Origin of the sequence: Shinella sp. 838, assembly GCF_029623935.1 — a bacterium.
In the GTDB taxonomy this organism is placed as follows: domain Bacteria; phylum Pseudomonadota; class Alphaproteobacteria; order Rhizobiales; family Rhizobiaceae; genus Shinella.
In genome coordinates, this window is the sequence record NZ_JARSBQ010000007.1 from 235,479 (window position 1) to 261,841 (window position 26,363).

31 protein-coding genes and 4 pseudogenes are annotated in these 26,363 nt (G+C 62.6%); 9 read left to right on the forward strand and 26 right to left on the reverse strand.

All coding sequences use genetic code 11. The annotated features are described in order from the left end of the window. Window positions 1–21: 21 nt before the first annotated feature. Entirely contained in the window at window positions 22–396 is a 375-nt protein-coding gene (locus tag P9A16_RS21275) for a hypothetical protein (RefSeq protein ID WP_156031925.1), read from the reverse strand. A 57-nt stretch (window positions 397–453) separates the two neighbouring features. Beyond that, window positions 454–630: a hypothetical protein gene (locus P9A16_RS21280; protein WP_024270301.1), complete on the reverse strand. Its 177-nt coding sequence runs from the start codon at window positions 628–630 to the stop codon at window positions 454–456. Between the two features lie 190 nt (window positions 631–820). Here P9A16_RS21280 and P9A16_RS21285 point away from each other — a divergent pair, with 190 nt between their 5' ends. Beyond that, window positions 821–973: a hypothetical protein gene (locus tag P9A16_RS21285; RefSeq protein ID WP_156031922.1), complete on the forward strand. Its 153-nt coding sequence runs from the start codon at window positions 821–823 to the stop codon at window positions 971–973. A gap of 93 nt (window positions 974–1,066) precedes the next feature. On the opposite strand, the gene P9A16_RS21290 is transcribed toward P9A16_RS21285, so the two are convergent. The 4 genes from P9A16_RS21290 to P9A16_RS21305 all read right to left on the reverse strand — a co-directional run bounded on the left by P9A16_RS21290 (window position 1,067) and on the right by P9A16_RS21305 (window position 3,136). Then, the gene (locus P9A16_RS21290) at window positions 1,067–1,222 is read right to left on the reverse strand and encodes a hypothetical protein (protein WP_023517349.1); all 156 of its coding nucleotides are present in this window, start codon (window positions 1,220–1,222) and stop codon (window positions 1,067–1,069) included. Between the two features lie 343 nt (window positions 1,223–1,565). Further along, window positions 1,566–1,889, reverse strand: a complete 324-nt coding sequence (locus P9A16_RS21295) for a DUF736 domain-containing protein (RefSeq protein ID WP_023517350.1) — start codon at window positions 1,887–1,889, stop codon at window positions 1,566–1,568. Window positions 1,890–2,599: 710 nt separating this feature from the next. Then, the gene (locus tag P9A16_RS21300) at window positions 2,600–2,782 is read right to left on the reverse strand and encodes a hypothetical protein (RefSeq protein WP_023517351.1); all 183 of its coding nucleotides are present in this window, start codon (window positions 2,780–2,782) and stop codon (window positions 2,600–2,602) included. Window positions 2,783–2,812: 30 nt separating this feature from the next. Next, complete coding sequence (locus tag P9A16_RS21305) at window positions 2,813–3,136, reverse strand: hypothetical protein (RefSeq protein WP_023517352.1); 324 nt, start codon at window positions 3,134–3,136, stop codon at window positions 2,813–2,815. Window positions 3,137–3,332: 196 nt separating this feature from the next. On the opposite strand from P9A16_RS21305, the gene P9A16_RS21310 reads away from it, so the two are divergent. Next, the gene (locus P9A16_RS21310; protein ID WP_023517353.1) at window positions 3,333–3,590 is read left to right on the forward strand and encodes a ribbon-helix-helix domain-containing protein; all 258 of its coding nucleotides are present in this window, start codon (window positions 3,333–3,335) and stop codon (window positions 3,588–3,590) included. After that, on the forward strand, window positions 3,590–3,961 hold the full coding sequence (locus tag P9A16_RS21315) for a type II toxin-antitoxin system RelE/ParE family toxin (RefSeq protein ID WP_023517354.1): 372 nt from the start codon (window positions 3,590–3,592) through the stop codon (window positions 3,959–3,961). The genes P9A16_RS21310 and P9A16_RS21315 overlap by 1 nt, the downstream gene beginning before the upstream one ends. A gap of 74 nt (window positions 3,962–4,035) precedes the next feature. Here the strand turns inward: P9A16_RS21315 and P9A16_RS21320 are convergent. Beyond that, window positions 4,036–4,248, reverse strand: a pseudogene (locus tag P9A16_RS21320) (hypothetical protein); the annotation flags it as partial. Between the two features lie 73 nt (window positions 4,249–4,321). Here P9A16_RS21320 and P9A16_RS21325 point away from each other — a divergent pair. Both P9A16_RS21325 and P9A16_RS21330 read left to right on the forward strand, forming a co-directional pair. Beyond that, a pseudogene (locus P9A16_RS21325) lies at window positions 4,322–4,402 on the forward strand (IS6 family transposase); the annotation flags it as partial. Then, window positions 4,395–4,760 (forward strand): type II toxin-antitoxin system VapC family toxin, encoded by a 366-nt coding sequence (locus tag P9A16_RS21330; RefSeq protein WP_051758617.1) that lies wholly within the window; start codon window positions 4,395–4,397, stop codon window positions 4,758–4,760. The pseudogene P9A16_RS21325 and the gene P9A16_RS21330, both read left to right, overlap by 8 nt. A 425-nt stretch (window positions 4,761–5,185) precedes the next feature. Here the strand turns inward: P9A16_RS21330 and P9A16_RS21335 are convergent. The 10 genes and pseudogenes from P9A16_RS21335 to P9A16_RS21380 all read right to left on the reverse strand — a co-directional run bounded on the left by P9A16_RS21335 (window position 5,186) and on the right by P9A16_RS21380 (window position 15,224). After that, window positions 5,186–5,580 (reverse strand): annotated as a pseudogene (locus P9A16_RS21335) (type II toxin-antitoxin system VapC family toxin). Then, window positions 5,577–5,843: a type II toxin-antitoxin system Phd/YefM family antitoxin gene (locus P9A16_RS21340; protein ID WP_023515798.1), complete on the reverse strand. Its 267-nt coding sequence runs from the start codon at window positions 5,841–5,843 to the stop codon at window positions 5,577–5,579. Before P9A16_RS21340 ends, P9A16_RS21335 begins: the two are co-directional and overlap by 4 nt. 85 nt (window positions 5,844–5,928) lie before the next feature. Beyond that, window positions 5,929–6,870, reverse strand: a complete 942-nt coding sequence (locus P9A16_RS21345; protein ID WP_023515797.1) for a DUF2493 domain-containing protein — start codon at window positions 6,868–6,870, stop codon at window positions 5,929–5,931. Between the two features lie 324 nt (window positions 6,871–7,194). Next, window positions 7,195–8,229, reverse strand: a complete 1,035-nt coding sequence (locus P9A16_RS21350; RefSeq protein WP_023516659.1) for a DUF7146 domain-containing protein — start codon at window positions 8,227–8,229, stop codon at window positions 7,195–7,197. Between the two features lie 12 nt (window positions 8,230–8,241). Continuing rightward, window positions 8,242–12,714: a bifunctional class I SAM-dependent methyltransferase/DEAD/DEAH box helicase gene (locus P9A16_RS21355; RefSeq protein ID WP_024271591.1), complete on the reverse strand. Its 4,473-nt coding sequence runs from the start codon at window positions 12,712–12,714 to the stop codon at window positions 8,242–8,244. Between the two features lie 118 nt (window positions 12,715–12,832). Next, window positions 12,833–13,144: a hypothetical protein gene (locus tag P9A16_RS21360; RefSeq protein WP_023516288.1), complete on the reverse strand. Its 312-nt coding sequence runs from the start codon at window positions 13,142–13,144 to the stop codon at window positions 12,833–12,835. A gap of 92 nt (window positions 13,145–13,236) precedes the next feature. Further along, window positions 13,237–13,386, reverse strand: a complete 150-nt coding sequence (locus P9A16_RS21365) for a hypothetical protein (RefSeq protein WP_156032113.1) — start codon at window positions 13,384–13,386, stop codon at window positions 13,237–13,239. Then, window positions 13,376–14,131 (reverse strand): hypothetical protein, encoded by a 756-nt coding sequence (locus P9A16_RS21370; RefSeq protein WP_278025926.1) that lies wholly within the window; start codon window positions 14,129–14,131, stop codon window positions 13,376–13,378. Before P9A16_RS21370 ends, P9A16_RS21365 begins: the two co-directional genes overlap by 11 nt. A gap of 178 nt (window positions 14,132–14,309) precedes the next feature. Next, a complete protein-coding gene (locus P9A16_RS21375; protein ID WP_245290287.1) occupies window positions 14,310–14,447 on the reverse strand; it encodes a hypothetical protein in 138 nt (45 codons plus the stop codon). A 132-nt stretch (window positions 14,448–14,579) separates the two neighbouring features. Beyond that, window positions 14,580–15,224, reverse strand: a pseudogene (locus tag P9A16_RS21380) (antitoxin of toxin-antitoxin stability system). A gap of 310 nt (window positions 15,225–15,534) precedes the next feature. Between P9A16_RS21380 and P9A16_RS21385 the strand changes: the two are divergent. Beyond that, window positions 15,535–16,725, forward strand: coding sequence for a DUF1173 domain-containing protein (locus P9A16_RS21385; RefSeq protein ID WP_037409586.1), 1,191 nt, complete (start codon window positions 15,535–15,537; stop codon window positions 16,723–16,725). A 332-nt stretch (window positions 16,726–17,057) separates the two neighbouring features. Here P9A16_RS21385 and P9A16_RS21390 read toward each other — a convergent pair whose 3' ends face one another. From P9A16_RS21390 to P9A16_RS21430, 9 genes are all read right to left on the reverse strand, one after another. Continuing rightward, window positions 17,058–18,029, reverse strand: a complete 972-nt coding sequence (locus tag P9A16_RS21390) for a hypothetical protein (RefSeq protein WP_024271595.1) — start codon at window positions 18,027–18,029, stop codon at window positions 17,058–17,060. 83 nt (window positions 18,030–18,112) lie between these two features. Beyond that, window positions 18,113–19,126, reverse strand: a complete 1,014-nt coding sequence (locus P9A16_RS21395) for a hypothetical protein (protein WP_024271596.1) — start codon at window positions 19,124–19,126, stop codon at window positions 18,113–18,115. A 19-nt stretch (window positions 19,127–19,145) separates the two neighbouring features. Further along, window positions 19,146–19,646: a hypothetical protein gene (locus P9A16_RS21400; protein ID WP_023516275.1), complete on the reverse strand. Its 501-nt coding sequence runs from the start codon at window positions 19,644–19,646 to the stop codon at window positions 19,146–19,148. Between the two features lie 221 nt (window positions 19,647–19,867). Further along, a complete protein-coding gene (locus P9A16_RS21405) occupies window positions 19,868–21,058 on the reverse strand; it encodes a hypothetical protein (RefSeq protein WP_023516276.1) in 1,191 nt (396 codons plus the stop codon). 67 nt (window positions 21,059–21,125) lie between these two features. Beyond that, window positions 21,126–21,398 (reverse strand): hypothetical protein, encoded by a 273-nt coding sequence (locus tag P9A16_RS21410; RefSeq protein WP_023516277.1) that lies wholly within the window; start codon window positions 21,396–21,398, stop codon window positions 21,126–21,128. Then, window positions 21,395–21,817, reverse strand: coding sequence for a hypothetical protein (locus tag P9A16_RS21415; RefSeq protein ID WP_023516278.1), 423 nt, complete (start codon window positions 21,815–21,817; stop codon window positions 21,395–21,397). Before P9A16_RS21415 ends, P9A16_RS21410 begins: the two co-directional genes overlap by 4 nt. A 127-nt stretch (window positions 21,818–21,944) precedes the next feature. Next, complete coding sequence (locus tag P9A16_RS21420) at window positions 21,945–22,358, reverse strand: antirestriction protein (protein WP_024271597.1); 414 nt, start codon at window positions 22,356–22,358, stop codon at window positions 21,945–21,947. Beyond that, window positions 22,358–22,831, reverse strand: coding sequence for a hypothetical protein (locus P9A16_RS21425; RefSeq protein WP_023517522.1), 474 nt, complete (start codon window positions 22,829–22,831; stop codon window positions 22,358–22,360). The genes P9A16_RS21420 and P9A16_RS21425 overlap by 1 nt, the downstream gene beginning before the upstream one ends. A gap of 79 nt (window positions 22,832–22,910) precedes the next feature. Next, on the reverse strand, window positions 22,911–25,061 hold the full coding sequence (locus P9A16_RS21430) for a ParB/RepB/Spo0J family partition protein (protein ID WP_024271598.1): 2,151 nt from the start codon (window positions 25,059–25,061) through the stop codon (window positions 22,911–22,913). Between the two features lie 144 nt (window positions 25,062–25,205). Here P9A16_RS21430 and P9A16_RS21435 point away from each other — a divergent pair, with 144 nt between their 5' ends. The 3 genes from P9A16_RS21435 to P9A16_RS21445 all read left to right on the forward strand — a co-directional run bounded on the left by P9A16_RS21435 (window position 25,206) and on the right by P9A16_RS21445 (window position 26,351). Continuing rightward, window positions 25,206–25,355, forward strand: a complete 150-nt coding sequence (locus P9A16_RS21435) for a hypothetical protein (protein ID WP_156032114.1) — start codon at window positions 25,206–25,208, stop codon at window positions 25,353–25,355. Between the two features lie 313 nt (window positions 25,356–25,668). Beyond that, window positions 25,669–25,908 (forward strand): type II toxin-antitoxin system VapB family antitoxin, encoded by a 240-nt coding sequence (locus P9A16_RS21440; protein WP_024271599.1) that lies wholly within the window; start codon window positions 25,669–25,671, stop codon window positions 25,906–25,908. Beyond that, a complete protein-coding gene (locus tag P9A16_RS21445) occupies window positions 25,908–26,351 on the forward strand; it encodes a type II toxin-antitoxin system VapC family toxin (protein WP_024271600.1) in 444 nt (147 codons plus the stop codon). Before P9A16_RS21440 ends, P9A16_RS21445 begins: the two co-directional genes overlap by 1 nt. Window positions 26,352–26,363 lie beyond the last annotated feature (12 nt).

Consider the following 26,363-nt stretch of genomic DNA (forward strand, 5'->3'; position numbering starts at 1 on the left):
GCAGATCAAACAACAGTGCCCTCAAAACGTGTATCTTTGGGTCTTACCACCGTGGGACCGGGAATGCGCGATTTGTCGATTGATGTCTTTGCCGCCGGGGAGAAGCGTCTCCTGGCGATCGTTCCAGTGAAGGTTCGGGCTTCGGGCCAAGGCGGCCAGCCGGCAAGCGACGCTGAAATAATCGCAGAAGCAATGTGCGCCCTCCGCGAAACTCGGCGATTTTCGAACAGGGAAATCGAATCGTTCCGCTACAAGATTAATAGGACTACGCCTGCGGCCGGTGACCCAGCCGATACCGACGCCCGGACAGATGCGGTGGTGAATTTGCCCAAAGAACGTGAGCCGGTCGAGGTTTATAGTCAGCGGCCTGCCCCCCACGCGGATCATGATGTTCATCGGGATCGATGAGGGCGGGCCGACTGGCCGGAGTAACATCGGTCCCCGAATACCCCCTCAGGCGCCGTCCGATTTTCCCCAGCCCAACTTACGGCACAGCTCTTCACCCGCGCCGATCGCTTCCTTTTGGGTCTTAAAGGGGCCGGCCAAGTAGTGCGACATGCCGCGGAATTCGACTTGGGCGCCCTTATTCAGCACGTCATAGACAATGTGCATTCCAATCTCATACTTCATCAAATCACCTCCTACCCTCAATACGGCCGGCGGCGTAATCGGATCAAATCAATCAGCTCGTTAACCCAATGAATTGAGGTTAATCAGGAAGAAAATGGGGCCTCTCCCGGCTTCACCTTGACCCCTCCTGAAGTGAGAACACAATAGGAACAAAGCCCACCGAGCGGACACTATTCCTATGAGGTGACGCATGTCGACCAAAGCCGCCCCACAACAAAAAGTAGACGCCGTCATTGAGGAAGACGCTGTCGCGCTGTTTCTCGACTGGCTGCCAGAGAGGCGTGCCCATGGATACCGGGTGAAGCGCGTTGAGGCACTGGCGCGAGGTGATGTTCGTCGATGATGGGATTGGGGACGCGGGCGTGAGGCGAAGCCTCGGGTCGGAGCGCCGGTCGACCCGGCGCATCGGCCCCATCGTGCAAGGCAAAAGCCTCCCTCAGTGGGGAGGCTCGGCGTCTTCGGCGGCGATGGGCGCGGCCAGTTCGGTGCGGGCCTGTTTCAGCTCGGCCTCGATCTGAGCGCGCTCGGCGGGGTCGCAGTGGTTCGCTTCGCGGCGCAGTTCTTCGATGTGGTTTTCGAGGGTCATCGTCATCGTCGTCATCTCCTTGATGATGTGAAAGATGACGCCCGGGGTCGTGAGGGTCGGGCCGGGTCAAGGATCGCCGCAGGCGACCGGCGGAGCCGGCGAGCGGAGGAACCAATTTTCTGACGGCGCCCTTCAGGGCGGCGGCTGAAAATTGGAGGTGCCGCGAAGTGCTTGAGGCGGCGCGGGCGTCACGGCATGATTGGCGTTCTGAGCAGACAGACCTTCCTCTCGTGGGGCACCCGTCAGGTGGGGATGCGGTTCGACGCCCGTTTTCGCGTCTTTGTCGCTAAGGCCGCTGAACTGGCCTGACGATGCCGGCCCCGATTGCTCGGGGCCGCTCGCTCATCGTTCAGTTCGGGTTGTTCCAGAGGATGACCTTCTTGGTCGGATCGCCGCCCGGAGCCTGGGCTACGTTTCCGAAGATCACGCCGATCTCGGGGGCTTCCAGTTTGACGGAGAGGTATTCCTCGCCGGTCTGGCGGGCCGTGCGGGCCCACGCGGCGCCGATCTCGAAACCCGTCTTGCGGTGGATGACGCGGAAGTCGGGGGCTTCTTCGCTCGACTTCTGGGCATTCGGGACGATGGCGATCGGGGCGTTGACCCGGATGGTGGCGAAGACGCCTTCGAGGATGCCGTCGTTCTTCTGGGTCAGGGTTGCGATCGTGGTGGCCATGGTGCTGTCTCCTTCGGTTCCATCGGGACCGTTCCCGATGGCGGCAAAGGAGAGGGCTGATCTGCTGCGGTCAGCTCGGCGGAAAATTTTGCAAAATTCGATTTGCCGCCAAAGCGGACAAACCGAAATCGAATTTTGCAAAAATTTCTGTCGAGTCTTACCCCTTCAGGGGTTGGCCGCAAAAGCAGGCAGTCCTCTACAAAGTCGGCATCAATGGGAACGGGCCGGATGGAACCGGAGCCGATGCCTGCCGTGGCGTCCCGACTTGCAGCCTCTCCGCCAGAGTCCAGTCCTGCTCGTGGATGCGCCTTTGCCTGTCGGTCTGCCGGCCATTACCTTCGCCGCTCTTCCCGCACGACCACCCCGCGAGGGCGCTCCGGGGTGCCGACGTCATCGCAAGCGCCCGGCGTTCGACGGCGTGGCTTGGGACTGGGGTGAGACGTGCAGCGGGTCCGATATGCCGCGTCTCGACCCGGATGGAGGTCTTCGAGACAGGCATTATCTTCCGCATCGGTCCAGGCCAGCGCCCCGGCCGCGAAGACGGCACGAAGACGATCTTTCTGCACACGACACCGGAGAGGCCGAGCGGACTGGCCGCGCAAGGGGTCGGCTTCCTTACGGGCGGCGGGAAGCCACCGGGATCATCGCGGCAAACGTCGGCGTGCTGTCGGCCGGCCGCGGGCGGGCACGACGTCCGCCGAACCGTCGCGTCATCGCCCATTGGCGAGATGGCGTTCCTCGTCGGTCATGCGCGCCTCGATCCGCCCCACGAGATCCCGGCCGGCGTTGCGCAGCATCTCCTGCCAATCGGAAACTTTTCGAAGCGTGAACTTCGCGCTGCGCATCGTGTCGTAGACGACGCAGGGCGAGCCGGCCGCCGCAAGGCGCAGCATGTTGAGGCAGGTTCCCGGCGAAGCGCCATCTCAGACCATCAGCCCGTAATCGGCGCGCCACGCCATCTCGCGGTCTTTCTCGGCATGGAAGGCGTAGCCATGCGCGCCTCCCGGCGCGGGCCGGTGATAGACCGCCCAGTCGCCGAGATTGTTGGGCGGCTCGCTGCCGGCATGGAAGACGCCGACATGCTCATAGCCATAGCCGGCGAGCAGGCTCTGCGCCTCCGCCTCGGCTCCGGGCGCATCGCCAACCAACACGCCATGCTCGGCGGCGATCATCGCACCGATGCGCGCGATCACCGGTTCCGGCAGTTCGAATATGTCGCGTGATCCGCCTACAAATATCATCGCCATGGTCGCTCTCCTTTTTCTACCAAAAGGCCTCCCCCTCCAGGCCCACCTCTCCCTCTAGGCCAGCGCATCGTCTCGAAGGAGCGGAACGGCGAAGCCGTTCCGCGGGCCGGCAGCACTAGGCCGATGTCAAATATTGACATTGAGGTGCTGGTGCGGGAAAATCCGCCTCGACAATTCCAACCGGGAGGGCGCTGCCATGACCAGCAGCCTGCATGTAAGTTTGCCCGATGAAATGCGCGCCTTCGTCGACATGCGCGCAAACGGCAAGAACCAGTACACGACGCCGAGTGAATATGTGCGCGCGCTGATCCGCGAAGACATGGCGCGCGAGGAAGACCGCCGTTATGCAGTTCGCTCCTTGCTGAAAGCGGAGGAAGAGTTCCGGCGCGGGCAGGTGCGGCCCCTGTCCGCCCTGGATGCCGTCGACGCGGAACTGGACGAAGAGCTGCGGTAGTGGCTCCCCACATCCTTATCCTGCCGACGGCGTTGGAAAACTACCGTCTGGCGATCCGCGAGACGGCGCGGATCTGGTCGCCGCAGCAGGCGAAAGCCTATGGACGCCTGCTTCGGAAAGGCTTCGAGGAGATCCCTGAAGCCTATGCCCGTGTGCGCATGAAGAAGGACGAGCGGGTGGGCCATTCCCTGTTCCGCCTCCACAAGATCGAGCATCACTATGCTGCCTATATCGTGGTGGAAGACGCGACCTTTGTCGTCGCCGCCGTTCTCCACGAACGGATGGACATTCCCGCGCAGCTGCGCATCGTCGAACGATTGACGGACCGCGAATACGAGGCCCTGATGGGGCACCCTCGCCCGAAACTTTAAAGCCGCTTCGACGCCGGGCTGAATGCCCGTCGGAAAGGAGCCTGAAGAGAGAGAGAGAGAGAGAGAAAGGGCGCTCACGCGCCCTCTCCCTTCAGTTCCCAGACGGTGATACCGAAGCGGCGGGCCTTGTCGCGCAGGTTTTCGGTGATCCCCGAGCCGGGGAAGATGATGACGCCGGCCGGCATCATGGAGAGCATCTCGTCGTTGCGGCGGAACGGGGCGGCCTTCGCGTGTTTGCTCCAGTTTGGCTTGAAGGCGATCTGAGTGACACCGCGAGATTCGGCCCAGCCCCCGCCGCGATGCGTTCAGCGGGCAACGTAAACTTAACGGAACGTGGAGCTTGATTGGCGATGAAGAGGCATGACAAACCGTGACCCGCTCTACCGCCGCCACCGCTTTCCTGCTGAAATCATCGCCCACGCGGTGTGGCTCTATTTCCGCTTGTTTCGTCACCGTTAAATTTACGATGCCGCCGATAGGCCTCTCGTCGATCGTGGCCCATGAATTGTACTTCGGGGCGCATAAGAGTGCGAAGGTCCAGCACAATCTGGAAACCCTACGTTTGCTGTTTGCGGATTTTCCGATCCTTGATTTCGATCAGCGCGACGCCTTTACAGCTGGGGAGGTCCGGGCAGTTCTCGCGGTAAAGGGAACCCCGATCGGCCCCTACAACGCCTTGATCGCCGGCCAGGCCAAGGCCCGCGGCCTGGTGCTGGTCACCAACAATCTCGACGAGTTCAACCGGGTGGATGGCCTGCGTGTGGAAGACTGGTCCGTCGATCAAGGGGCGCCCAGCTAAAATCGGCATCGACGGCGCGAACCTGCTGCAATTGACGTGCGCAATGTGCAACGCTGGCCTGCGCACAAAGGGACTTCTGCAGGGCGGAAGCGATTGGCATATTGAGCCCATGAGGTTCGCACCTCCTCCCGCGAGCCTCACAGCGCCGGCGATCCACTCCTCCTCCCGGGATCGCTTGCATCGGATCGGCGGCACTCCTCCTCCCAGTCGCCGGTCACAGTTTGAGAAGCCTGCCGCACCTCCTCCCGCGGCAGGCTTTTCTGTTTCCGGTTGTCGATTGGGGTTGGCAGGCGCAGCCATTGGCAGCCTGAACTCAGTCTAGCCTGCTGACGTGGCGGCTGGACGTGCGCGCACCTGCAAAGGCTGTTGCGATCTTCATCATGAACGTCTTGCTGAACCGGCCGATGGTGTTGCCATGAAACTGGTCAGGTCGCAGGGTCCGAGCAGGTGAAGAATGGAACACCGTAGAGGGGCACGTTCTGATCTTCGGAAACGAAATGCGCATCCCGGCGAGCGCCTGCGCCAGGAGGAGGTGATCGAACGGATCGCGATGATGAACCGGCAGTCCCGCCAGCGCAACCAAATGGGCGTCGGAAATATCGAGGCGCTGAAACCCTTGGCCCGGGAGAATGCCGAGAATCTCCTCGATGTCCGCATCGAGCTTGCCGATGCGCAGCTTCACGGTGATCTCCCAGAGCGAAACGGCACTGACAAGAACGTCGTTCGCGGGATCGCCGATCAGGCCGCGGGCGCGACCGCCCAGCTTCTCGTCGTCATTCAACCACCACAGCAGCGTGTGGGTATCGAGCAGAAGCCTCACGCTCCGTCTTCCATCGCCGTCAAGACGTCCGCAGGCAGACTGTCAAAATCATCGGCAAGCTTGATTTTGCCGCGCAAAGCACCCGGCTTGCGGATTGCAACATCGGAGGACGGCGGTCCAATCTCCGCAACTACCTTGTGATGGGACGTCAGGACAAAGCGCTGCCCTTCTTCGACCTGCCGCAGGAAGGATGTCAGGTTGCCGCGAAACTCCCGCACGCCGACGCGCCGCGGAGACGATGTGATGTGTCGAGGTTCAGCCATTGCGTCGCTCCATTTCCGAGGAAATGTGTACACAATTCCTCGGAAATGCAAGGCTTGAGATTTGCCAGCAGGAGGAAAACGGCGCTCACGCGCCGTCTCCTTGCAGATCCCAGACGGTGATGCCGAAGCGGCGGGCCTTGTCGCGAAGGTTTTCGGTGATGCCGGAGCCCGGGAAGATGATGACGCCGGCCGGCATCACGGAGAGCATATCGTCGTTTCGGCGGAACGGGGCGGCTTTCGCGTGCTTGCTCCAGTTCGGCTTGAAGGCGACCTGCGTCACGCCGCGGGATTCGGCCCAGCACGCCGCGATGCGTTCAGCGCCCTTCGGCGAGCCACCGTGCAGCAGCACCATGTCGGCGTGCCTGGCGAGCGCCTTGTCGAGTGCGGCCCAGATCCGGTCATGATCGTTGTAGTCCAGGCCGCCCCCGAAGGCGATCTTGGTACCGGCCGGGATCAGAATCTCGGTCTCGGCGCGGCGGCGGGCGGAAAGGAAGTCCCTGCTATCGATCATCGCCGCGGTCATGTTGGCGTGATTGACCTTGGAGCCGGTGCGCGGCCGCCATGTCGAACCGGTCTGCGCCTCGAAGAGGTCAGAGGCGAAATCGCGCATGAACTCGAAGGCGTTGCGGCGCTCGAGGAGCGTGATGCCCTCCATGATGTGCCGTTCGAGCTCGACGCTCTTGACCTCCGAGCCGTCCTGCTCGCGCTGCCCGTTTCGCTGGGCGTCCTCGTTGCGCTGCAGCTCGCGCTGGATACGCTCCCCCGCACGGTGGAAGAGATTGACGGTCGACCAGAGCATATCTTCGAGATCGGGTTCGAGCCGGGTGTCACCGAGCATCTCTACGAAGGCATCGAACATCGCGGTCAGTGCAGACTGGACGACCACCTCCTCCGGCAAGGGGCGCGGGTCCGGCTCGTCCTGGAAGGGACGATAACCATAGACCTGCATCTCGTAGATGATCCGGTCGGTCGGGGACGATGCGTGGTGGAGGTCGGTAGCGGCGTCGATGGGAAGCTGGACGTTCATGATGGTCTCCGTCGGTTGGGGCCGCGCCTCTCGCGGCCTGACGCCGATCCCTTCCATCCGGCGAGCGGACCGGAACCGCGGCGCTCGCGCCGCGGCCCAGCGCAGCGCCGGGCCGCCCGGGACAGGTTTTTTGCTCCGCGAGGAGCGCCGGCTCCGCCGGCGCGGGGAAAAAACCGGGCCTCCGGCGGTTGGAGGCCCGAACGCCTGATGGTAAGGGTCGCCTCTCGGCAGGCCCGCAGGCGCGCGCTTCTCCGTGCGGCGACCGGCATGGCCGCCCTCCCCTCCGACGCTCCCGCCCCGCCGCATCTCCCCATCACGGCCTCATCACGACGGCAGGAAGACGGTTGCGTCCTCCGGGGCGAGTTGTGCCCGGAGACTGGCGATGAGCCGGCTCGAGTCCAGCCGCAGATCGTCGTTGAAGTCGCCAAGATCAGGGGCGAGCACCAGCGGCAGGATCCCGCGAGCCTGCGCCCGGCGGCTCAATCGCTCGATGCCGTTCCGGCCGGCGGCATCTGCGTCCGCGGCGATGTAGAGACGCACGCAACCGGGCGGCAGCTCGAAGGCGGCGAGGTGATTGGCCGTCAGCGCAGAGACCATCGGCATGGCGGGCATGACGTGCGACAGAGACAGGATGCTTTCGACACCTTCGCCGGCTGCCATGACCGATACGGGACTGTGGACAGGAAAGGCGAAGCGAACGGCATTGCCGAGCAGACCACCGAGCGCGCGGCGCGGATCCTCGACCTGCGCCTTGCCGCCACCGTCGGGGTCGAGCCAGGTGCGATGAACGCCGGAAATCGTGCCGCCGGGATCGGTCACGGCCGCGATCAGCGCGGGGAAGCTGCTCGTCCGGCCCGTCACGAGATCGCGATAGTAGCAGGACGGATGATAGCGAAGCGCGGGGTGCAGGGATGCGCGCAGGATACCGCGCTTGCGCAGATAGCTGTCCGCCAAAGTCCCCGCCAGCGGCTGCGACATGCGAAACAGGCGCTGCGCGCGCTCATCTGCCGGTCTGTCGACCGGCGGATCGGTTCGATCGTCGCCCCTGCGGGACGCCGCCGGATCGGGACGGGGCTCGTTAAGGAAACGCCGAGCTTCGTCGGTAACGTCGCGGAAATCGACCAGCCCGCAGGTCTCGCGCACGAGATCGAGCAGGTCGCCATATTCAGCCGTTGCGGCATCGGCCCAGCGCCCGGCACGTGGACCGGACAGATGGACGTAGAGCGACTTGCCCTTGCTGTTGGCGGTGTCGCCGACGATCCAGTAATTGCCGGCCCTGCGGCCGGCGGAGAGGTAATGCCGGCAGACCGCCTCGGCATCGCGCGCGAGACGGTTCGCCAGTTCGGAAGCTGAGAGCATGGCGGTCCTCCTTCACTGCCGGCTGACGACATCGAGCAAGCGATGACGCTGCATCAGGCACGAAAGGATCGCAGCACCGTCATCGGTGACCGGAATGAAGAAGCGCAGCTTCCATGCGATCATCTCCGAGAACAGCCCGATGGAGCGCAACCAGTCGCGCATCCCGTCCGTGAAGCCGGTCAGTTCGACGCGGTTGTTGTTCATGACCCGGACGCGGCGCACCGTCATCTCGCCGGCAAGGCTGATGATGGAGGAGCCATCGACCACCGATTTCCACGCCTGCTCCGGGTTGAGCACATCGCTCCGGTCGATCCCGAAATTGTTGCACAGCCGAGAGAGGCCGGCCAGTGCGATCACCCGGCCGACGATACGCTCGCCATCGTCGGTTTGCAGGCGGTAGACCCGGCAATAGTCCTGCGGCAGCAGCTTCCAGATCGGCAGCAACAACCCACTGACGACGTGCAGCGTTGACGTCGAGAACTCGGGAACGCTGGCCACTTCGGTATTCCAGGCCGCTTCGAACACCTGTTCGTCCGCCTCCTCCCAGTTCGTCTCTTCGAGATGGCTGATCTCGAAGCGCAGTTCGTCCATCGGCCGGATCAGCGTCACACGCGGCTGGAGCGAGCCGTCTTCAAGCATGATGGAGCGCGTCGGGGCCATGACCGCGGCGCGTTCGGACTTTCCGTTTATCATCAGCTTTGCACGCGGGTCCTGCGCCACCAGACGGAGGGCATCCTCGATGAGCATCGGTCGATTGCGGTCCATGCGCTCGATCGTCAGGAGGTGCGACTGCGCGCCCGTGACCGGATGGGTGTAGACCAGCTTGCGATCCTTGAGCGTCATGCGATCGGCGGTCAGCGTTTCCAGGCCCTTGTCGTAGACGCCGGCGGCGATCGCCCCCTCTATACGGGCAGCCAGCAGTTCCTCGAAGGACTCGAAAAGGAGGTTTTGCATGGCGATGGTTAGCGCCAACATCCGATTGAGGAAGGTATGGATCGGCGGCAATTCATCCCTCAACCCACCATCCTCGTCTGAAAGGGAAAGCCCTGTGATCGCCTCGAAGGTCTCCAGCGAGCAGCCGGCGACCGCGCCGCTATGGACGCGCCTGTAGAATTGCCGCAGCGCATCGCGCGCGTATTGGGATTCGAGGTTATCCTCACTCCTGAACATGCCCTGACCACCGGTCTGGCGCTGGCCGCGGGTGATCGCGCCGAGCGTGTCGAGCCGACGAGCGATCGTCGACAAGAAGCGCCGTTCGGCCTTGACGTCGGTCGCCACCATCCGGAAGCGCGGCGGCTGGGCCTGGTTCGTGCGATGGCTGCGTCCGAGGCCCTGGATCGCCACATCGGCGCGCCAGCCGGCTTCGAGCAGGTTGTGCAGGCGCTGGCGCTGGTTCTTCGCGCCGAGATCGGCATGGTAGGAGCGCCCGGTTCCACCGGCTTCCGAGAAGATCAGGATCGGCTTCTGGTCGTCCATGAACGCGCGCGTTTCGTCGAGATTGGCGCTGCCAGGACGGCTCTCGACGGCAAAGCGTGCAAAGGCACCATCACCATCCCGGCGAACGATACGACGGGAGCGCCCGGTGATTTCGGCGACCTTCTCCGTCCCGAAATGCTGGACGATTTGGTCGAGTGCGGTCGGGATAGCCGGCAGGCTGCCGAGTTTTTCGAGCAATTCGTCACGACGGGCAGCGGCCTCGCGGCAAAGGACGGCATTGCCGTCGGCGTCATAGACCGGCCGGGATAAAAGCGTGCCTTCGCTGTCCGTGTATTCCTCGAAGAGCTGGGTCGGGAAGGAGTTCATCAGGTACTCCGCAACGATCTCGCGCGGGGTGACGTCGACCTGGATGTCGTTCCATTCCTCTGTCGGGATTTCCGCAAGCCGCCGTTCGGTTATCGCTTGTCCCGTCGAGATCAGCTGGACGATGGCGGCATGGCCGTCCGCAACGTCCTGGTTGATCGTGCCGATCAGCGTCGGCGTCTTCATCGATGTCAGGAGGTGATTGAAGAAACGCTGCTTCGTGCTCTCGAAGGCGGAACGCGCCGCGGCTTTGGCGTTCTTATTGAGCGTGCCGGTCGGCGAGGTGATGCTGCAAGCTTCCAACGCCTGATCCAGGCGATTGTGGATCACCTGATAAGCCTCGGCATAGGAGTCGTAGATGCGGACTTGCTCTTCTGTCAGCGTATGCTGGAGAAACTCATATTCAACGCCCTCGAACGACAACGAGCGGGAGGCATAGAGGCCCATCGCCTTGAGGTCGCAGGCGAGCACCTCCATGGTCGCAACGCCGCCATCCTCGATGGCGGCGATGAATTCGCTGCGGGTCGCGAAGGGGAAGTCGGTGCTGCCCCAAAGACCGAGCCGCTCCGCATAGGCGAGCGACTCGACCTCGGATGCCCCGGTTGCCGAGACATAGACGACGCGTGCATCGGGCAAGGCGCGCTGAAGGCGAAGGCCGGCGCGGCCCTGCTGCGAGGCGGCCTTGTCGCCACGGTCGGACTTGCCGCCGGCGGCATTGGCCATGGAATGCCCCTCATCGAAGATGACGACGCCATCGAAGATCCTGGCTTCATCGACCACGCCATCATGATCCTCGCCCTCGCAGAGCCAGTCGACGATCTGCTGGACGCGGGAGCGCTTGCCCTCGCGTTCGTCCGTGCGGAGCGTCGCGAAGGTCACGAACAGGATGCCCTCATCCAGCTTGATCGGCTTGCCCTGCCGGAAGCGCGACAGAGGCGTGACCAGCAGCTTCTCCTGACCAAGCGCGCTCCAGTCACGTTGGGCATCCTCGATCAGGGTCTCAGACTTGGAGATCCATACGTGCCGCCGGCGTCCCTTCAGCCAATTGTCGAGAATGATGCCCGCGGCCTGCCGACCCTTCCCGGCTCCCGTGCCGTCGCCCAAAAACCAGCCACGGCGATATCGCACCGCGCCTTCGGTTTCCGGGGTGACGGCCGTCAGATTGTCGAAGGAGGCATCGACTTTCCAAGAACCGGCGAGATGGCCCAAATGGGCTTCGCCGGCATAGATCACGCTTTCGAGCTGGGCGTCCGAAAGATCGCCGGCGGTGATCACGTTCCTGGGGAGATGGGGCCGGTAGCTCGGCTTGGGCGGGGCAACCGACGCCATGGCGACGGACTCGACCAGCTTGTCAGGATGCGGCTTGGCGTCCGGGATGTGGATCGCCCGGAGCTCGTAGGGTTCGTAGATGCCATCGGCGGCATCCAGCCGCGTCGACGGCGGCGCGTCTCGTAGCTCGTAGGCGAGTTCGACGATCTCGTCATGGGTAGGCGCGGGGGCCAATGACGCCCGGTTCGGTGAGCGGGGAGAGAGCGCGGGGCTCGGCCGCAATCCCGTGACGGCGGCGGGACGTAGCGTCTCGGCGGCCTTGCGGGCAGCCATTTTCGCGGCGCAGGCGCGAAGAAGGCCGTTGGACAGCGCGCCTATGGAGTTCGCTGCGGTCGACGGCGAGCGCGGCGGCAGGCCGGAGATCCAGGACAGCAATGTGGTGAGATCGGGTGCGACACCCGCGCTTGCGACCAGCTTCGTCGGATCGGCAGCCGCAATCTTGTCGATGACTGTCAGGCGGGTTTCCATCGTCGTGCCGTGGCGGGCGAAGACGCTGCCGGCGATCGCTGCGCTGAACGCGACCGTGCCGCGCTCCTGCAAGCGAATGAAGGCGTCACGCCACTTCGGGGTGTCGGGAGAAAGGCTGGAGCCGGTGATGGCGATAAGGCGGCCACCCGGAGCAAGACGGGCGAAAGCCGAGGTGAGATGCCGCCATGCTGCATCGGTCATACGGCCCTCGACATGCACCCCGGCGGAGAACGGTGGGTTCATCAACACGACGGTGGGGCGAGCGGCGCGATCGAGATAGTCGTCGATATGGGCCGCGTCGTGGTGCGTGACCGGTGCTCCGGGAAACAGATGCTCAAGGAGGGAATGGCGGACCGGAGCGTATTCGTTGAGTATAAGGCGCGCGCGGGCGATCTCGCCGAAGATCGCCATGAGGCCGGTCCCGGCGGAAGGTTCGAGGACGACGTCATCCGCCATGATGCCGGCGGCCCGGGCCGCGACATAGCCGAGCGGTACGGGCGTGGAAAACTGCTGGAGCCTCTGGCTTTCCTCGGATCGGCACGTGTGTGTCGGAATGAGCGCGGCGAGCCTGGTCAGGATGGAAAGGGCCGCCGCGGGTGTATTCGTCCGGGTTGAAATGGCCGAGCCGAACTTGCGAAGGAAAAGAACCTGGGCCGCTTCGGCCGCCTCGTAGGCGTCCTTCCACGACCAGTAACCTTCGGCATCCGAGCCGCCGAATTCAGTGGTAAGGATGGCACGCAGATGGCCGGATGTGATCGTATCGCCAGATTCGAGAAGCGGCAGGAGCACACCTCCGGCCGCAAGGATGCCGCTCGCACGGCTGCGTTCTTCTGGCGAGCGCGGCGCAACGGCGATCGCGTTCGCGCCGCGGGAGGATAAAGCGTTCATGGGAAACCTCATCGAGAGCGGGAAAGAGCCGGCCGCCGGGGCGCTCTCCAATCCCGCCAGGCCACCCCTTTCCGGCCTCTCTCTCCCTCTCGGCGGCAGAGGCGGCGGCGTCCGGCCTTCAGCCGGGCGCGAGCTTGAGGTTTCCGAAAGCCCCGACGCCGGCGACCGAGACTTCGTGCAGGACGGCGTTGCGGCCGGCGGCGATCCATGCGGCCGCCTGCTCAGCGGATAGCTCATGCACATGAACAAGGTTGCGCTCGGCGGCCGCGCGCTGGCGTTCGAACGCTTCCCCGTCCTCGAAGGCGTAGAGCGTGTCGCCCGGGCCGTCCCAGAAGACGATGGCGAATCGGGTCGGCTCGACGACTTCCGAACGAAAGTTCAGGAAGACTGGCGTTGCGGCGTAGGGCAAGGCGAGGATGAACAGGCTCATGTTGCTCTCCTGAATGCAGAAAGGCCGATGCTCCTTTCGGAGCACCGGCCTGATTGGGAGGATGGAAGGTGAAATGCTGGCTCCACCTGCGGCTATCGGGTCGAGACGACGGAAACCGCCTCGACGAAAAGATCGTCGATATCGACGAAGAGATGCGTCAGAATTCGGCCGTCAACGGCAACACGCTCGTTGATCCAGTTCCGGTCGAGCTTAGAGTGTCGGCCGAAGCTGTCAGCCAGCACATCCGCGCACGCCTACGGGATCTTCTGAGGCGCGGTCTGCGGATGTCGATATGGCGTCCTGCTTGAGTTCCGTTGAGGGATCGATGGAATCTTCGGTTCCGATCAGACGCCAAAGAGCGCGCGCCGCGGGGTCGTCGCACTGCGGCGCGCCAGTGTCGAATCCGACGTCATAGTATCCGGCTGAGGATCGATCAAACAAAGTGCCCAAGCGATCATAGACCTGCGATTTCCTTGCGATATCGGCGAGTTCGGTTGGAACCGTCTTCGCGATGTGAGCGTCGGCGAGCGCACGCAAAGCGGCCTGGGTGCGCAAAAGGCGATTGCCGTGGATCCAGGCAAGGGCTGCATAGAACCGCTGCATCGGCGTGTTGGTCGAGCGTTCTGCTAAGCTGGCTTCGATCTCGCACTCCATTTCGTCCGCCAAACCGCGTAGTTTCGTGGAAATGGAGGGGACCGGCTCAGGGGCGGTATCGGTTTCTTCTTTGTCGTCCGGGCCTGCGGGCTCGGCAAATCGTTCGGCCGCGGCACGATTCTTGAATGCGAAACCGCCCGGCATGCTTTTCCAGGGACGGGAGTACCATCCACCCTGCTTGCGCGCCTGAATTCGGAGTGCGTCGAATTCGGGGCGGTCGGCTTGGTCGCCAATAGCGCAAATGAAGATTGGGATGCCCCTCGAACTGTGCATATGCTCCTCAATGGTGAAGCGAGGGCGAGTCCTGAGTACGTTTGTCGCGATCTGCTGCATTGTTGAGTTCCTTTTTTAAGGAGGGGAATGCGAGAAGACCCGCTGTGCATCGGTACAAAATCCGGCGGCCGGACAGCGGGACCGGAGATGCGAAGCATCTCGCGGTTGTGAGGCGTCAAAGTCGGAAGGCATTGACGAGCTCGCGCCGGTCGAGCCGATGCTCTGCGAGCATCGAGCGCTAGAAGCGCTTGCGCGCGAAGCGGAAGGCAGGACCGTGCCGGATCCTGCGATCGAGTTCGCAGGCGGCGGCGCGCACGATGGCGCGCCAGTTCGCATCCGCGCAGATGCGAAGGCGTGGGTAGCCAGGATCATTCACGGCGATATTCCGTGGAGCGCGAGGGGATAAGCCCAAGCGACCGTGCACTCTCTCCACCTCAGCCGGGCCGCCCGGCCCGCAGCCGCCCTCTCCCTCGCGTCCAGATCTAGAGGGAGGAGCCCCGGCGCCGGATTATCCGAACTGGCGACCGGACGCAGTGAAGGTGTAGGCATTGGCCTCGATGGTCTCGTCGACCATTTCGTCGGAGGTCAGCGCGTTGTATTCGTTCTCGAGCTGGCGGTAGAGCCATCGGGCGAGATCGCGAAGAGCCTCGATGACCGTATCCTCAGCGTCAGCGGTCATGTCCTGATAGTTGAGACTTTCTCTCCTGACGGAGATCGCCATGCAATATTCGTGATAGTAGTTCCCGCGATGGCTGACATCGGCCCGAAGCTGGTAGAAGTTGCGGCGCTGGATTGCCTGCAGGCCGTCGGCAATCCCGTGCAGCGTCGTACCCTTCGGCGCATAGTCCCGGATCGCACTGGGCGCTCCCTTTCGCTAGGAATAGAGTGCCTGGAAAGACGCACCGTCTCCCTGAGACCAGAAACCCGTGAAATGTATTCTTGGCTCATCCCGTGTGCCGCCGCCAACAAGATGAACCGGCGACGTTTTAAGGCGAACGCCAAGGCATTCACATATTCGGCCGAAATCCTCGAAGACAAACTCGTACCACTCATAGTCAAAGCCGCCCTCTCGATACCAGGCGCGAGCGGTCTCCCTTGCTCTTACCGACAATTCCTCGAATTTGTAGACCGTGGTTTCAATGACTTCGGACATACGAACTTCCTGAATTACAGAAGCCCCGCGCGGGGCCGGGCTCGAGGGGAGTGGACAATGCCGGCGATTGCCAGCGGCTGGAATGGATGGCGGCCCGAAAGGGGCAGCGGAGAAACTTCTCCCAGCGGTGTGCGGCCGCGCAACAGCGCCAATCTCTTTCCCGCGGGACGTTCCTGCATGCGGACGGTCGCGCCGCGTCCATCATTCGGCCGATCAGATAAGCCTACGATGGAAGTTTTACTATACGGATTTTTGATAGTATAACGCAACCACGCCGCGCAGGATTGGGACCGAGATGGGGAGAGCGACAGTGCGAACATTCACGATCGGCGATGCGGTATACTCGGAAAATTCCCCGGAATTCCGCGCGCTTCTTCCGCGAGCCTATGAAGAGCGGCTCCGCCCAATGTGCATGTGCAGGCAGCCGGCTGTTGCGATGTACATCGCCCGAACGGACGACCAGTATCTTGTAAAACGCATGCCGCTAACCGGACGCGAGCACGATCCGGCCTGTCCTTCCTATGAACCGCCATATGAGCTTTCCGGCCTCGGGCCGCTCATCGGCAGCGCCATCCAGATCGACGCCAGCGGCAAAGCCGACCTGAAGCTCGATTTTTCCCTGACGAAACGGGGGCCCCGCGCTGCGGACGGTACGGCGGCGGAACAGTCGGAACCAGCTATTCGCAGCGAGCCGCGCAAGCTGTCGCTCAAGGCGATGCTTCACTATCTCTGGGAGGCGGGCGAGCTGACCGAATGGCGTTCTGTCTGGGCCGGACGGCGCGGCTGGGGCCGTGTGCGCATCAGCTTGATCAACGCGGCGTCGCAAATGACGGCAAGAGGTGGATCACTCAGCGACATGCTGTATGTGCCGGAGGTCTACCAGGCAGACGACAAGGACGGCATCGCCGCCCGGCGCGCCACCGCGCTGAAACCCGTGCAGGCTGCTGGTTCGGGACCGCGCAAGCTGATGATGATCGTCGCCGAGGTGAAGGAGTTTTCACCGGCCCGCGAGGGACAGAGAATCGTAGTGCGGCACATGCCGTTCCCCCTGATGATCGAGGATCGGGCCTGGCGGCGGCTGGCAGCCCGCTACGAAACAGAACTCGAATTGTGGCGCTCCAGCGAGACGTTCCACCTGATCGTCATCGCCACCTTCGGCATCTCGACCTCCGGCATCACATCGGTCGAGGAGATCGCGTTGATGGTGGTGAACGAGCACTGGCTGCCCTTCGAGGACATCAATGAATTGCGCCTGCTGGAGAAGCTCAGCCATCTCAAGAGGAAAAGCGTGAAGGGCCTGCGCTTCAACCTTCCGCGCGATGCGCCGATCGTGTCGGTGACGTTGCCGGAACAAAAGCCAGCGCCGGTGGCAATGTTCATCGTGCCGGCAAGCGCTGGCGACGACTACGAGCACGCACTTGCCGACATGATCGAAACGAGACCCGAGATCACACCTTGGGTCTGGCGTGTCGGGGATGGCGAAATCCCCCGGATTCCCTGATCGTGGACTTCACGACGCAGGCCGTTGACACGCTCCCGCGAATAAGAGCAGCTGATGGAAGACAGCCATCTGCCACATTCAGCCGGAGCATCATGAAGCCTGAGAAAAAGCCTTTCGTCGTCGAGTTCAAGAATCGGCAGCGCCTCCCCCGGAAAGAAACGCCGATCTGAGGGCGTATCGACCTGAAGGCCGCCAGCGACGTGGTCGAGGTCGAACAGATGGGCACCGAAGCTGTGTCGATGATCCACGGGCAGACGCCGGAATCCGAGGCGACGCCGGCCCCCGGCCGGGATCAGCGCCTGATCGCGTCATAGACTGGCGAAGTCCATGCATCAGGATTTTCGCGCGAGACGGTTCTCGCCGGAGAGTGCTTCAGCCGCAACGTCACGTCGGCGGCCAGCGACCGACGCCATGACGGTCTCGAGAAATTCCTCGGGTTCGCCATCCCGATGCGGCCCGTATTCAGACCAGTCCAACGCACCGACGACAGCGGGAATGAAATCGAAGGTAAATCCGCCTTCCTCCAAAGCGTCGGAGAGATCGGTGTAAGCTTGCTCTACAAGAGGCACGATCGCCAGGACATGAGCCCGCATCGCCTGCCAGCCGGTCGCGTCCCACAATTCGGACATGCGGACAACGCCATCGGGAACCGGGTGGTGGTCCTCGTGAAGGCCGCGGAAATAGAGCATCGCCTCCCAGATGCAGAGAGCCGTTTCCATCTCGCCAACGGTGAAAGATCGAGGCGCAACGACTGGAGCAGCGTCTAGCAGCGCAGGCGGCGAGACCGGCGGCATCAGCGCACGATCCTGTAAACGGAACCGCTTCAGCAGATCCTCGCTGGTCGCGTGATGGATTCCCTTGTCGGTGATGAGGGACACGCTGGCGCCATAAGTCTCCAGCCGCTGCGAGGGATGATTCATCCATTGGATCACCGTGACCTCCGGCAGGCCCGGTGACCGCGCGACAATATCCTGTACGACAAACTGCCAAGGGAATTCGCTCAGATCGATTTCCGCAGCGATATCACCACCGTCCGGCGAGGTCGGAATCAGCGCGAGAATGCGGCTGCCGATGAAGGCATTGAGTGCACTGTCTGCCTGTGGGGCAGAGGCGCCAAAGGCGTCGAGCAGCACCCGCCGTTTCACATTGATGGGGTTGATCGGGCCGACGTCGGTGAACAGGACAAGCCCAGCTTCGGTCTCGCTGCATTCGAGAACGTGGGTCAGCACGAGCTTTTCGAGCGGCGTGACATCGGCAAGCGGGATTGGCGGATAGGTGTAGATTCGGGTTTCGAGATTGGCCATGGGACTGCCTTTCAGTCGATACGACAAACCCGGCGCGATGGCCGGGTTGACGGGAGGAATGCTCGTTCGTTTCTTGATGGGGGCTATGTCGTTGCGCGCGGCGCCGACGACACACCGACAGGCGGGGAAAGACCTTCGACCGAGATCTTTCGATGTTCGATCCTGATCAGAATCGCGTCTTCGCGCGGCACGCGCCAAATCAGTTCGCGTTCGACGACACGCACGATCGCATTCAGATCGGCAGCGTGGGCCGTTTCCAGCAAAGCGATGCTCAGATCCTCTGCTTCGTCGGAAAACCACCGCTCTTGCTGCTCGTCGGAGCCGGCTTCCGCATCGTCCGAGGGAGAATAAAGCGCATCGACAAGGAAGGCCGTCAGCCCCGACGGGGTGATAGCCGACCGCTTGGTGACGAGAATCTCCACCTCGTCCAAAGCACCATGATCAGGTCCCTGGACAATCAGGTCGGTCTCCAGCACCCATTCCGTCTCTTCCGAGCCCGAAACGTCCAGAACGACTTCCAGGCGATCCGGCCGCCCGTTTGCGCCGAAGAGATCGAAGGGCTGATTTTCTTCGGTCGCGCCATCGATCTCCATTCTATAGGATCGGATCTGGATGCGCCGAAGCGCGTCGTACCAGGCATAGCCGGCAAAAGCCTGGTGCGGGTCGAAGAGCGCCGGAGCACTGTCTAGCCGCGCGATTGCCCGGGCAAACGTCTGATCTTCGAGCGGCCCCTCTCCTTCGAAGACAAACGCGTCTCTCTCGACCGACGCAGGCGCGAGGACAACACTCCGGTCCGTGTCTGCGCACGAAGGCGAATAGGGCCGCAATAGAGGCGCCGCCTCTTTCAGATCGATGCCCAGCGTCCGGCCAAGCTGGTAGTCCTTGAACCTCAAGCTGTGCGCACCGCCAGCCGCGATCATGCGAAAGAACAGGCGAGTGATCTCTTCGAGGAGCGCGACATATATCGCATCGCGCACGACATCCTTGCGGGCCGGAAGCACGAGCTTCAGATGGGCACAATCGACCACGTCGATGCGCGCGAAGTAGCTGCGATGCCAGGATTGCTGAAGCTCAGGCAAGGGAATCTTCAGCGTCACGCCATGGAAATTGGCGTTGTCATCGTGGTAGCGGGAGACATCCCGGCCAAAAAATGCCGATCCGAATTCCTCGCCACTCCTCGATATGATCCGCGCTCTCGAGGAAGTCACTGGACGGCATTTCCTCGCCGTTGAAGATGACGGGAACGGGGAAAAAGCGAGCAGCACGGCGGACCGCAGTCGTAAAATGCTCGCCCTTCTTCTCCGGGAAGATCAGGGTCAAGCGTTGATGCCCCTCCGGACCGACGTCGACCGTGACCGGTTCCTTGCCGTGAAAGGCATCCGGTGTCGCCGCGATGGCCCAGGCCTGGTCCGTGCCCTTCTGGCCGGCGACGATCATCGCTCCGCGATTGGCGAGGGAAAAGAAGCCCATGCCGGCAGCGTCTTCGGACAGAGACAGAGACTTCGACCATTCGCTCCTTCCGAGAGAAAAGAGCGAGCGGGGGTCGGCGAGGCCCGCGCCGTCATCGGCGATGCGGATTGCCTGCCCGAACCGCGAATCGTCGATCTGGTCGATCAAGATCTTCGTAGCACCGGCGCGCCGTGCGTTCTGGAGGAGTTCGTTGAGAATATCGTCGATCGAGGCGTTGAAAAGGCGGCCGCCTTTTCGATAGCCTCCGCGGCGACCTGTGCGTGAAAGGAAAAGCTGGTCATTCTGAGTTCTCCAAAATGGCGAACGCCCGGCACGGTGGCCGGGCGCCGATGGGACAGAGGGGTTGCGTTTGCGGGAGCGAAAAGCGGTTAGGCCGCGCTTTCGAGCAGCTTGCGCGCTTTGCCCTCCAGTTCCAGGCGGGTGTCCTGATGCGCTTTTCCACGCGCGAGGGCGGTGATGCCCTGCACGAAATCGAAGATGGACTCCGGCGGCCGCCCCTCCTCCGAGAGGACCGTGTCGATGATTTTGCCGGTTTCCGCCTTGGAGAATCCACGCTTGCGCAGGAAGCTGGACCGGTCCTCTTCGTTGCGGGCGACGATCTTCTCGCGGGCAGCACGGATGCCGTTGATAAACGGCGCGGGCGATGAGTTCGCAAAATTCATCAGTGCCGGGGCGGCCTCGTGTGCGAAGCGCTTTGCGGCGAATTTCGAGTGCCGAATGGTGATCTCCTCGAAATTTTCGCATCCCCAGAGGTTTCGATTCATGCACACTGCCCTCAGGTAAAAGCTTGCAATTCCAAGGGTTTTCGAGCCGACCTCCGAGTTCCAGGCATAAAATCCGCGGAAGTAGAGGTCCGGCTCGCCGTTCGGGAGACGGCCTGCCTCAATAGGGTGCGTATCGTCGACGAGAAACAGGAAAACGTCCCGGTCGCTGGCGTAGAGCGTCGTCGTGTCCTTGGTGATATCGACGAAGGGATTGTGGGTCATTGTCGACCAGTCGAGGACGCCAGGCACCTTCCAGATCGTGTCGCCGGTCCCATTGCCGGCAATGCTCATCACCGCCGCAACAAGTTCTTTATCCCAGATGCGGCCGTATTCGGGGCCGGTCACCGCGCGCAGCTCGACCCGCCCGTCGTCCATTTCCAAGGTCTTGACCAGTTCGGCGCTGTGGTTCAGCAGCCCATGCTGGAGATTGATCGCGGCAAGCGGCGCGGGAAGCTGGCGCATGTAGCTCGCCGGCGCGCCGACAAGGCTGCACAATTGCCCGTAGCTCCAATGGGTCGGCGCCAACGGCACACGGCTGCCGGGTACGACAAGGGAAAGGCGCTCGGCGTTGTCGCGTGTCGCCTCGACCCGGATGTCGGCACTCTCGACGGTGCGGACACGGGCGCGTTCCGTGCGCTCGCTGACCGCGCGATGGAGGTCGGAGAGCGAGAGGTAACGCTCGTCGTCCGGGCGAGAGAACCACTCGGAGGATACACGGCCGATGCGCTCGCCGCGCGAGATGTCGACCTTGAAGCCGGACGATACGGCGGACGGGCTGGAAACCATGGTATTCATAAGTCGTCTCCTGAAACGTGAAAGCCCGGCGCCAGGGCCGGGTCGGTGGAAAGAAAAGGGATGAGGCTCAGCGCGCTGGCGCCGGGTGGATGCGGTCGTCGTCAAACTCGACATTTTCGATGACGGGTTCCATCCCATCCGCTGTGACGCGATCGATGTAGATGATGGTGCCTTCACGCCGTTGATCGATCTCGATGTGTTCCGGCTGATCGGAGGCCTCTATGGCCACCGCGGCGGCTGCCTCGGCTTTCTCGATCGCCTCGGCATCGCTATCGGCCTCGAGAGCGAACCCGTCATAGGCACTCAGCCAGAATCCGATTTTGACTTTGTATTGGGTCATAGCCGCTCTCCCTCGGCGGGATCGTCAGGATCGCGAGCGCTTGCGAGTATCGCCTCGCCGCGCGCGACGGCAGAGATGGCACGCTCGATCCAGTCGTCCGATGCCGCCCGGCCGGCCTGGACGTCAGCGAGGAGAAGCTTCAGCAGGCCGAGCAGGATTTCGAAGTGCCTGACCTTTCGCTCGTTCGCTTCCGAAAAGTGCGAGGGAATAGGGATTGCCGGGCCGGAATAGGCAGCATCGGCCCCGTTCCATATGCCGGAAACGTAGGTCTCGCCGGCATCTTCGTAGCTCAGCTTCTCGCCGGACCAGTCATCGTCCTCAATGGCCTGCCGGCAGGCGAGCGCAGCGGTGTCGGCCTGGTAGGTGCGATGACGGTAGGCTGGCAGGCGGTAGCTTGTCTCAATGGTGTAGGCGGGCATCTCAAGCTCCTGAAACGAAAGAGCCCGGTCGTCGATATCGCGCCAACCGGGCCGGTGAAGTGGGAATGGTTTTGTGGGGCGCAGCTCACTGCGGAACGCCCGCGACCAGCAGTCATGCGAGTGGGCCTCAGTCGACTGCCTGGAAGATCTCCGAGGCCTCGGGATGATCCGCCGAATAGGCGTAGAGGCGCTCATAGCCTTCGACGAGTCGTTCGGTCTCAAACTGGAATGACAGGTGCGAGAAGGCGAACATCGTGGCGATGATGCCAGCCGCCTCGGCGGAGACCTCGCCCTGGAAGCAGGTGACATCGCCAGTAATCCGGAAACGTGTCCTGGATCTGGGTGCGAGGAAAAGCGGCTTGCTCTCGTGCTCGAAGAAGTCCCAGGAACCGCCACGATAGTCGAGAGGGCTAAGCCTTTCCATCCAGGCATAGACGGCATTCTCGGTGACGATCAGGTGCGAACGGCCGAAGAGGGTTGGCAGGAAATCCTGACGGGCTTCATCGGGGACGATCACCGCGCGCGGGGTATCGTTCAACATCACGCCACCCTCCCTTCGACAGCGTCCGCGCAGATTTCCTCGACGCAAACCTCCTCGAGGCGGATATTGATGTGACCGCTTTCCTCGACCCAGCGACGGGCGTCGGCCATGTTTGCGGCAAGGTAGAGCAGGATGCTGTGGGCGCCGTATTCCTGAAGGACACGGACTTCGCCGGCGACGGGGCGATGGACAACCTCGAACGAGAGATCGCTATCGAGTGGGAAGGCTTCGCGCGCGGCGATCGCAGCATCGAGGTCCATCTGAAACTCGCCCGGTAGAAGCGTGATCGCGCCTGCCGTCGACCAGATGATGCTGGAACGAGGCGGCGTGCATCGCACGAGCCAACCGGCGCCATTGCATTTCTTCCAGGCGGCGAGGGCTTCGGCGTCCTCGTCGGATGGCCGCGGAACCGAATTGCGAAAGGAGATCATTGCGCCGATCGGCGCGCATTCGTAGATGGTCATGACGGACATGTTCGTCTCCGAGTTTCGAGAAACAGAAAGGCCCGGCGCGAGGGCCGGGCCTTGGATCGATCGTTGTTGGTCCGAGGATTTATTCCGCGGCCTCGAGATGCCCGCCGTGATCGTCATCAGCGTCGGCGGCAGTCTGCTCGCCATCCAGCTCGTCAGTCAGGAAGGCCGGCAGCACGACGTCGCCGGCTCCGACGTCCTCGTCGTCGACGGTCACCGCATCGTTCGTCTCGGCAGTCCCGACCTCCTCAGCGACTTCGTCGGCGGGATAGCGCAACACTTCGGGGAGCCATCCGCTACCGTCGAGCAGCCGGGCTGCTTCGCGCGCCATGTCCTGCTTCTTCAGGTGATCGATAAGCTGGACCGACTGATCGCCCTTTGCTTCGCGAACGGCCTGCAGGATGTGCGCCTTGGTCACGCGGCCCAGATAGTTCTCGACCGTCGGCGTCCAGCCCGCACCCACCATGCCGAACCCGATCGTCTGGGCCAGCTGCACGGCATGCTGGTTTTCCCTGGTCCGGCGGTTCCATTGCTGGATCGTGGCGTTCAGCGACGTCGACGCGCAATGCGCAAACAGCGCCATCCGGCTGTCATGATCGAGGGCGATCAGATAGGCCCAAACCGCATCGGCGTCGCCAGGGAGATCGTGTCCCCAGTTCTCCTGGCGCTGTTCGATCTCCTTCGCCCAGACCGTGTCGGAAAGGCCCTGCGTCTTGGTCGAGACCGAATGCTGCACCGTGATTTCCAGGCAAGATGCCGTGCGGAAGTGATAGAAGGTGTTCAGCACGAGCAGGTGCAGCACGGTGATGAAGGCCATCATCGGCTCATTGGCGAGCGCATTCCTGAGCGCAAGCGTGCGGGCGGCGGTCAGGTCCTCGATGAGGCGTTCAGACAGCGGCCGGATCTTGCCGTCGTCCTCGTCCGGTTCCTCGACACCAACGGGCTTGCCGTTGATCGTCACACCACTACCTTCCGCGGCGGCCTCGTCGCCATCATCGCCATCGTCACCATCCTGCTCGTCACTATCGCCTTCTTCCGCGTCGACGACGGGTTCGTCTTCCGGCCGGACGAAGCCGCGCTCGATTCTGACTTCGCCGTTGCCGGCCAGCGAGATGAAGGCGCCGCCGCGAGCGACATCCTCGGGATCGAGGATAAAGGGTCGCTCCTTCAGCGCCGTCAGCTGGGCGCCGAGATCCTCGAGATGCGCTTCCGTCTCCGCCGAATAGTCGTCGGCAGCTTCGTATTCTGCGTTGAGCTTTTCGAATTCTGCCGTCAGGGCGTCATGAAGCGTCAGCTCCTCCTCGGTGAGCTCCGGCTGCTTTCCGTAAAAGCGGCGAAGGCCGGCTGCGTGGCCGAAATGGAAGTCGATGGCGGAGTCGACCCACTTCCAGCCCTCGTCGGTCTTCAGCGCTTCGGCATCAGCCGTCAGCTTCTCCAATACGAGCTGTTCGAGCAGCGCCGGATCCTGGAGCCATCCGCCGTTGTCCTGCTCGAAGAGATCACGCATGACAATGCCGCCGGCGGCCTCATAGGCTTCGATGCCGACATAGACCGCACGGCGATCGCTCGCGCGGATCGCCGTTTCGGTGAGCAGCCGGCGGATATAAAAGGGGTCGGTGTTTTGCGTGCGCGAAACCGTCTCCCAGACCTGCTCCTGCCGGGCATGATCCTTGGTGATCGAAAACGCCATGACTTGGCCGAGTTTCATCTGGTCATCGCCATAGAGTTCGAGCAGGCGGGGCGACACCGAGGCCAGGCGGAGGCGCTGCTTCACCGTTGCAACCGAGATGTGGAAGCGAGCGGCGATCTCCTCCTCGTCGAGCCCCTGCTCGCGCAAAACCATCATCGCGCGAAACTCGTCCAGCGGATGAAGTTCGGTGCGCTTGACGTTTTCGGCGAGCGAATCCTCGGCTTCGAGCGTTGCGCCTTCGCTAACGATGCAGGGAACGCCCGTGGTCTTCGTCATTTGCTTCCGATCGACCAGCAGCTTCAGCGCACGGTAACGACGGCCGCCGGCAGGAATGCGATAGATGCCGGTCTCCTTGCCCTCGGCGTCAAGTTCCGCGCGCACGTTGATGCTGGTCAGCAGCCCGCGGCGAGCGATGTCGTCGGCAAGTTCCTCGATAGAGACGCCGGCCTTGGTCTTGCGCACGTTCTGCTGGCTGAGGACGAGCTTGTTGAAGGGGATATCGCGCCCGACGTTGAGCACGATTTTCTGAATGGCCTGTGCCATGTCAATTCTCCGCGGCGGACCGGCCGGAGCCTCTCTCCAGCCACCTCAATCCGCCACGAACGCCCCTTCCCACCTCTCCCTCTTTTTCCGGCCCGCCACCCTCACCGTCTGCCGCCAGCGCCCACGTCGCTGCTGGCGTCTCGCATGGACCTGTTCAGCCAGATCGCCATCTGCTGCCGCGTGATGGCGGTCGGCGCATGGACTTCCGTGATCGACGCACTGGCTGTGTCCTTGCCGCCCGAAACGCCGATGGCGGCGGTTGCGCCTTGCTCAAGACGTGCTGAAATCGAATGAAGGATGGAGATCGACGGGAAAGCGCGGGCAATCGATATCGCCGGCTACGTCTTTGGGTGCAATTCGTTGACGCACGGCATCCACATTCGGATTGTGACGCTTGGTGCGGCTCCATGGCGAGCGACCGGAGCCTCTCTCCAGCCTCTCAACACGCCGCCGCCCCTCCGCCCCTCTCTCCCTCTTCCGTCGCCGCTCCCCTTTCCCATTCCCGACGCCCGCGCCATCGACACGGTTCGGAAAATGGCGCGTTACGCACGGGGCTATTGAGGATATGAAAATAGGATATTATAGTATCCTCAAAAGGATATGCTCCATGCCGCTCTATATCAAAGACCCCGAGGTCGACCGGCTCACGCAAGAGCTTATCAGCATCACCAAATCCAGCAAGGTCGATGCGGTCAAAGATGCTCTGAAACACGAGATTGCAAGACGCCGTGCCGCTTTGCCGCTCCGTGACCGGCTTGCAAAGTCCCTTGCCATGGCCCGCGAAGCTGGACCCTTTGCACCCGGGGATCACAAACGGGAAACCGATGAGATGTGGGGCGAAGACTGATGCTCTTTATTGATGCCTCCGTTGTCGTGGCGATTCTCTCCGAGGAAGAAGATGCCGCTGCCTTGATCGATCGGCTTGAGCACGACGGCGGCCCCTACTACGTCTCGGCCGTCGTGCGCATGGAGGCGACCTTGTCACTTGCGCGTCGGCTTTCTGAGGCTTCTGGACGAGACAAACCGGCTACCTCCGAAATGATGGGAAACGCACGTCGCCTTGTCGAGCAGTTCATAGCCGACCTGGACTGCAAGGAAGCAATGATTTCCGATGACGTGGGCACCATGGCCCTCGATGCCGCGCAGCAGTTCGGTAAGATCCTAAACCATCCTGCCAAGTTGAACATTGGCGACTGTTTCACCTACGCCTGCGCACGGGCTTATCGAGCTCGAATTGCCTACAAGGGCGACGATTTCACCTACACCGATCTTGGCTGGCACAACCATTAGGCTGGAGGCGTA

What these genes read in the sequence shown, in the direction of transcription:
- P9A16_RS21435 (WP_156032114.1), top strand. Translation starts at nt 25,206, where the DNA reads ATGGACCTGTTCAGCCAGATCGCCATCTGCTGCCGCGTGATGGCGGTC.
- P9A16_RS21285 (WP_156031922.1), top strand. Translation starts at nt 821, where the DNA reads ATGTCGACCAAAGCCGCCCCACAACAAAAAGTAGACGCCGTCATTGAG.
- P9A16_RS21310 (WP_023517353.1), top strand. Translation starts at nt 3,333, where the DNA reads ATGACCAGCAGCCTGCATGTAAGTTTGCCCGATGAAATGCGCGCCTTC.
- P9A16_RS21370 (WP_278025926.1), bottom strand. Translation starts at nt 14,131, where the DNA reads ATGCAGCAGATCGCGACAAACGTACTCAGGACTCGCCCTCGCTTCACC.
- P9A16_RS21295 (WP_023517350.1), bottom strand. Translation starts at nt 1,889, where the DNA reads ATGGCCACCACGATCGCAACCCTGACCCAGAAGAACGACGGCATCCTC.
- P9A16_RS21410 (WP_023516277.1), bottom strand. Translation starts at nt 21,398, where the DNA reads ATGACCCAATACAAAGTCAAAATCGGATTCTGGCTGAGTGCCTATGAC.
- P9A16_RS21305 (WP_023517352.1), bottom strand. Translation starts at nt 3,136, where the DNA reads ATGGCGATGATATTTGTAGGCGGATCACGCGACATATTCGAACTGCCG.
- P9A16_RS21390 (WP_024271595.1), bottom strand. Translation starts at nt 18,029, where the DNA reads ATGGCCAATCTCGAAACCCGAATCTACACCTATCCGCCAATCCCGCTT.
- P9A16_RS21280 (WP_024270301.1), bottom strand. Translation starts at nt 630, where the DNA reads ATGAAGTATGAGATTGGAATGCACATTGTCTATGACGTGCTGAATAAG.
- P9A16_RS21340 (WP_023515798.1), bottom strand. Translation starts at nt 5,843, where the DNA reads ATGGCTGAACCTCGACACATCACATCGTCTCCGCGGCGCGTCGGCGTG.
- P9A16_RS21360 (WP_023516288.1), bottom strand. Translation starts at nt 13,144, where the DNA reads ATGAGCCTGTTCATCCTCGCCTTGCCCTACGCCGCAACGCCAGTCTTC.
- P9A16_RS21300 (WP_023517351.1), bottom strand. Translation starts at nt 2,782, where the DNA reads ATGCTGCGCCTTGCGGCGGCCGGCTCGCCCTGCGTCGTCTACGACACG.
- P9A16_RS21350 (WP_023516659.1), bottom strand. Translation starts at nt 8,229, where the DNA reads ATGCTCTCAGCTTCCGAACTGGCGAACCGTCTCGCGCGCGATGCCGAG.
- P9A16_RS21290 (WP_023517349.1), bottom strand. Translation starts at nt 1,222, where the DNA reads ATGACGATGACCCTCGAAAACCACATCGAAGAACTGCGCCGCGAAGCG.
- P9A16_RS21430 (WP_024271598.1), bottom strand. Translation starts at nt 25,061, where the DNA reads ATGGCACAGGCCATTCAGAAAATCGTGCTCAACGTCGGGCGCGATATC.
- P9A16_RS21275 (WP_156031925.1), bottom strand. Translation starts at nt 396, where the DNA reads ATGAACATCATGATCCGCGTGGGGGGCAGGCCGCTGACTATAAACCTC.
- P9A16_RS21415 (WP_023516278.1), bottom strand. Translation starts at nt 21,817, where the DNA reads ATGCCCGCCTACACCATTGAGACAAGCTACCGCCTGCCAGCCTACCGT.
- P9A16_RS21405 (WP_023516276.1), bottom strand. Translation starts at nt 21,058, where the DNA reads ATGAATACCATGGTTTCCAGCCCGTCCGCCGTATCGTCCGGCTTCAAG.
- P9A16_RS21445 (WP_024271600.1), top strand. Translation starts at nt 25,908, where the DNA reads ATGCTCTTTATTGATGCCTCCGTTGTCGTGGCGATTCTCTCCGAGGAA.
- P9A16_RS21440 (WP_024271599.1), top strand. Translation starts at nt 25,669, where the DNA reads ATGCCGCTCTATATCAAAGACCCCGAGGTCGACCGGCTCACGCAAGAG.
- P9A16_RS21425 (WP_023517522.1), bottom strand. Translation starts at nt 22,831, where the DNA reads ATGTCCGTCATGACCATCTACGAATGCGCGCCGATCGGCGCAATGATC.
- P9A16_RS21420 (WP_024271597.1), bottom strand. Translation starts at nt 22,358, where the DNA reads ATGTTGAACGATACCCCGCGCGCGGTGATCGTCCCCGATGAAGCCCGT.
- P9A16_RS21355 (WP_024271591.1), bottom strand. Translation starts at nt 12,714, where the DNA reads ATGAACGCTTTATCCTCCCGCGGCGCGAACGCGATCGCCGTTGCGCCG.
- P9A16_RS21345 (WP_023515797.1), bottom strand. Translation starts at nt 6,870, where the DNA reads ATGAACGTCCAGCTTCCCATCGACGCCGCTACCGACCTCCACCACGCA.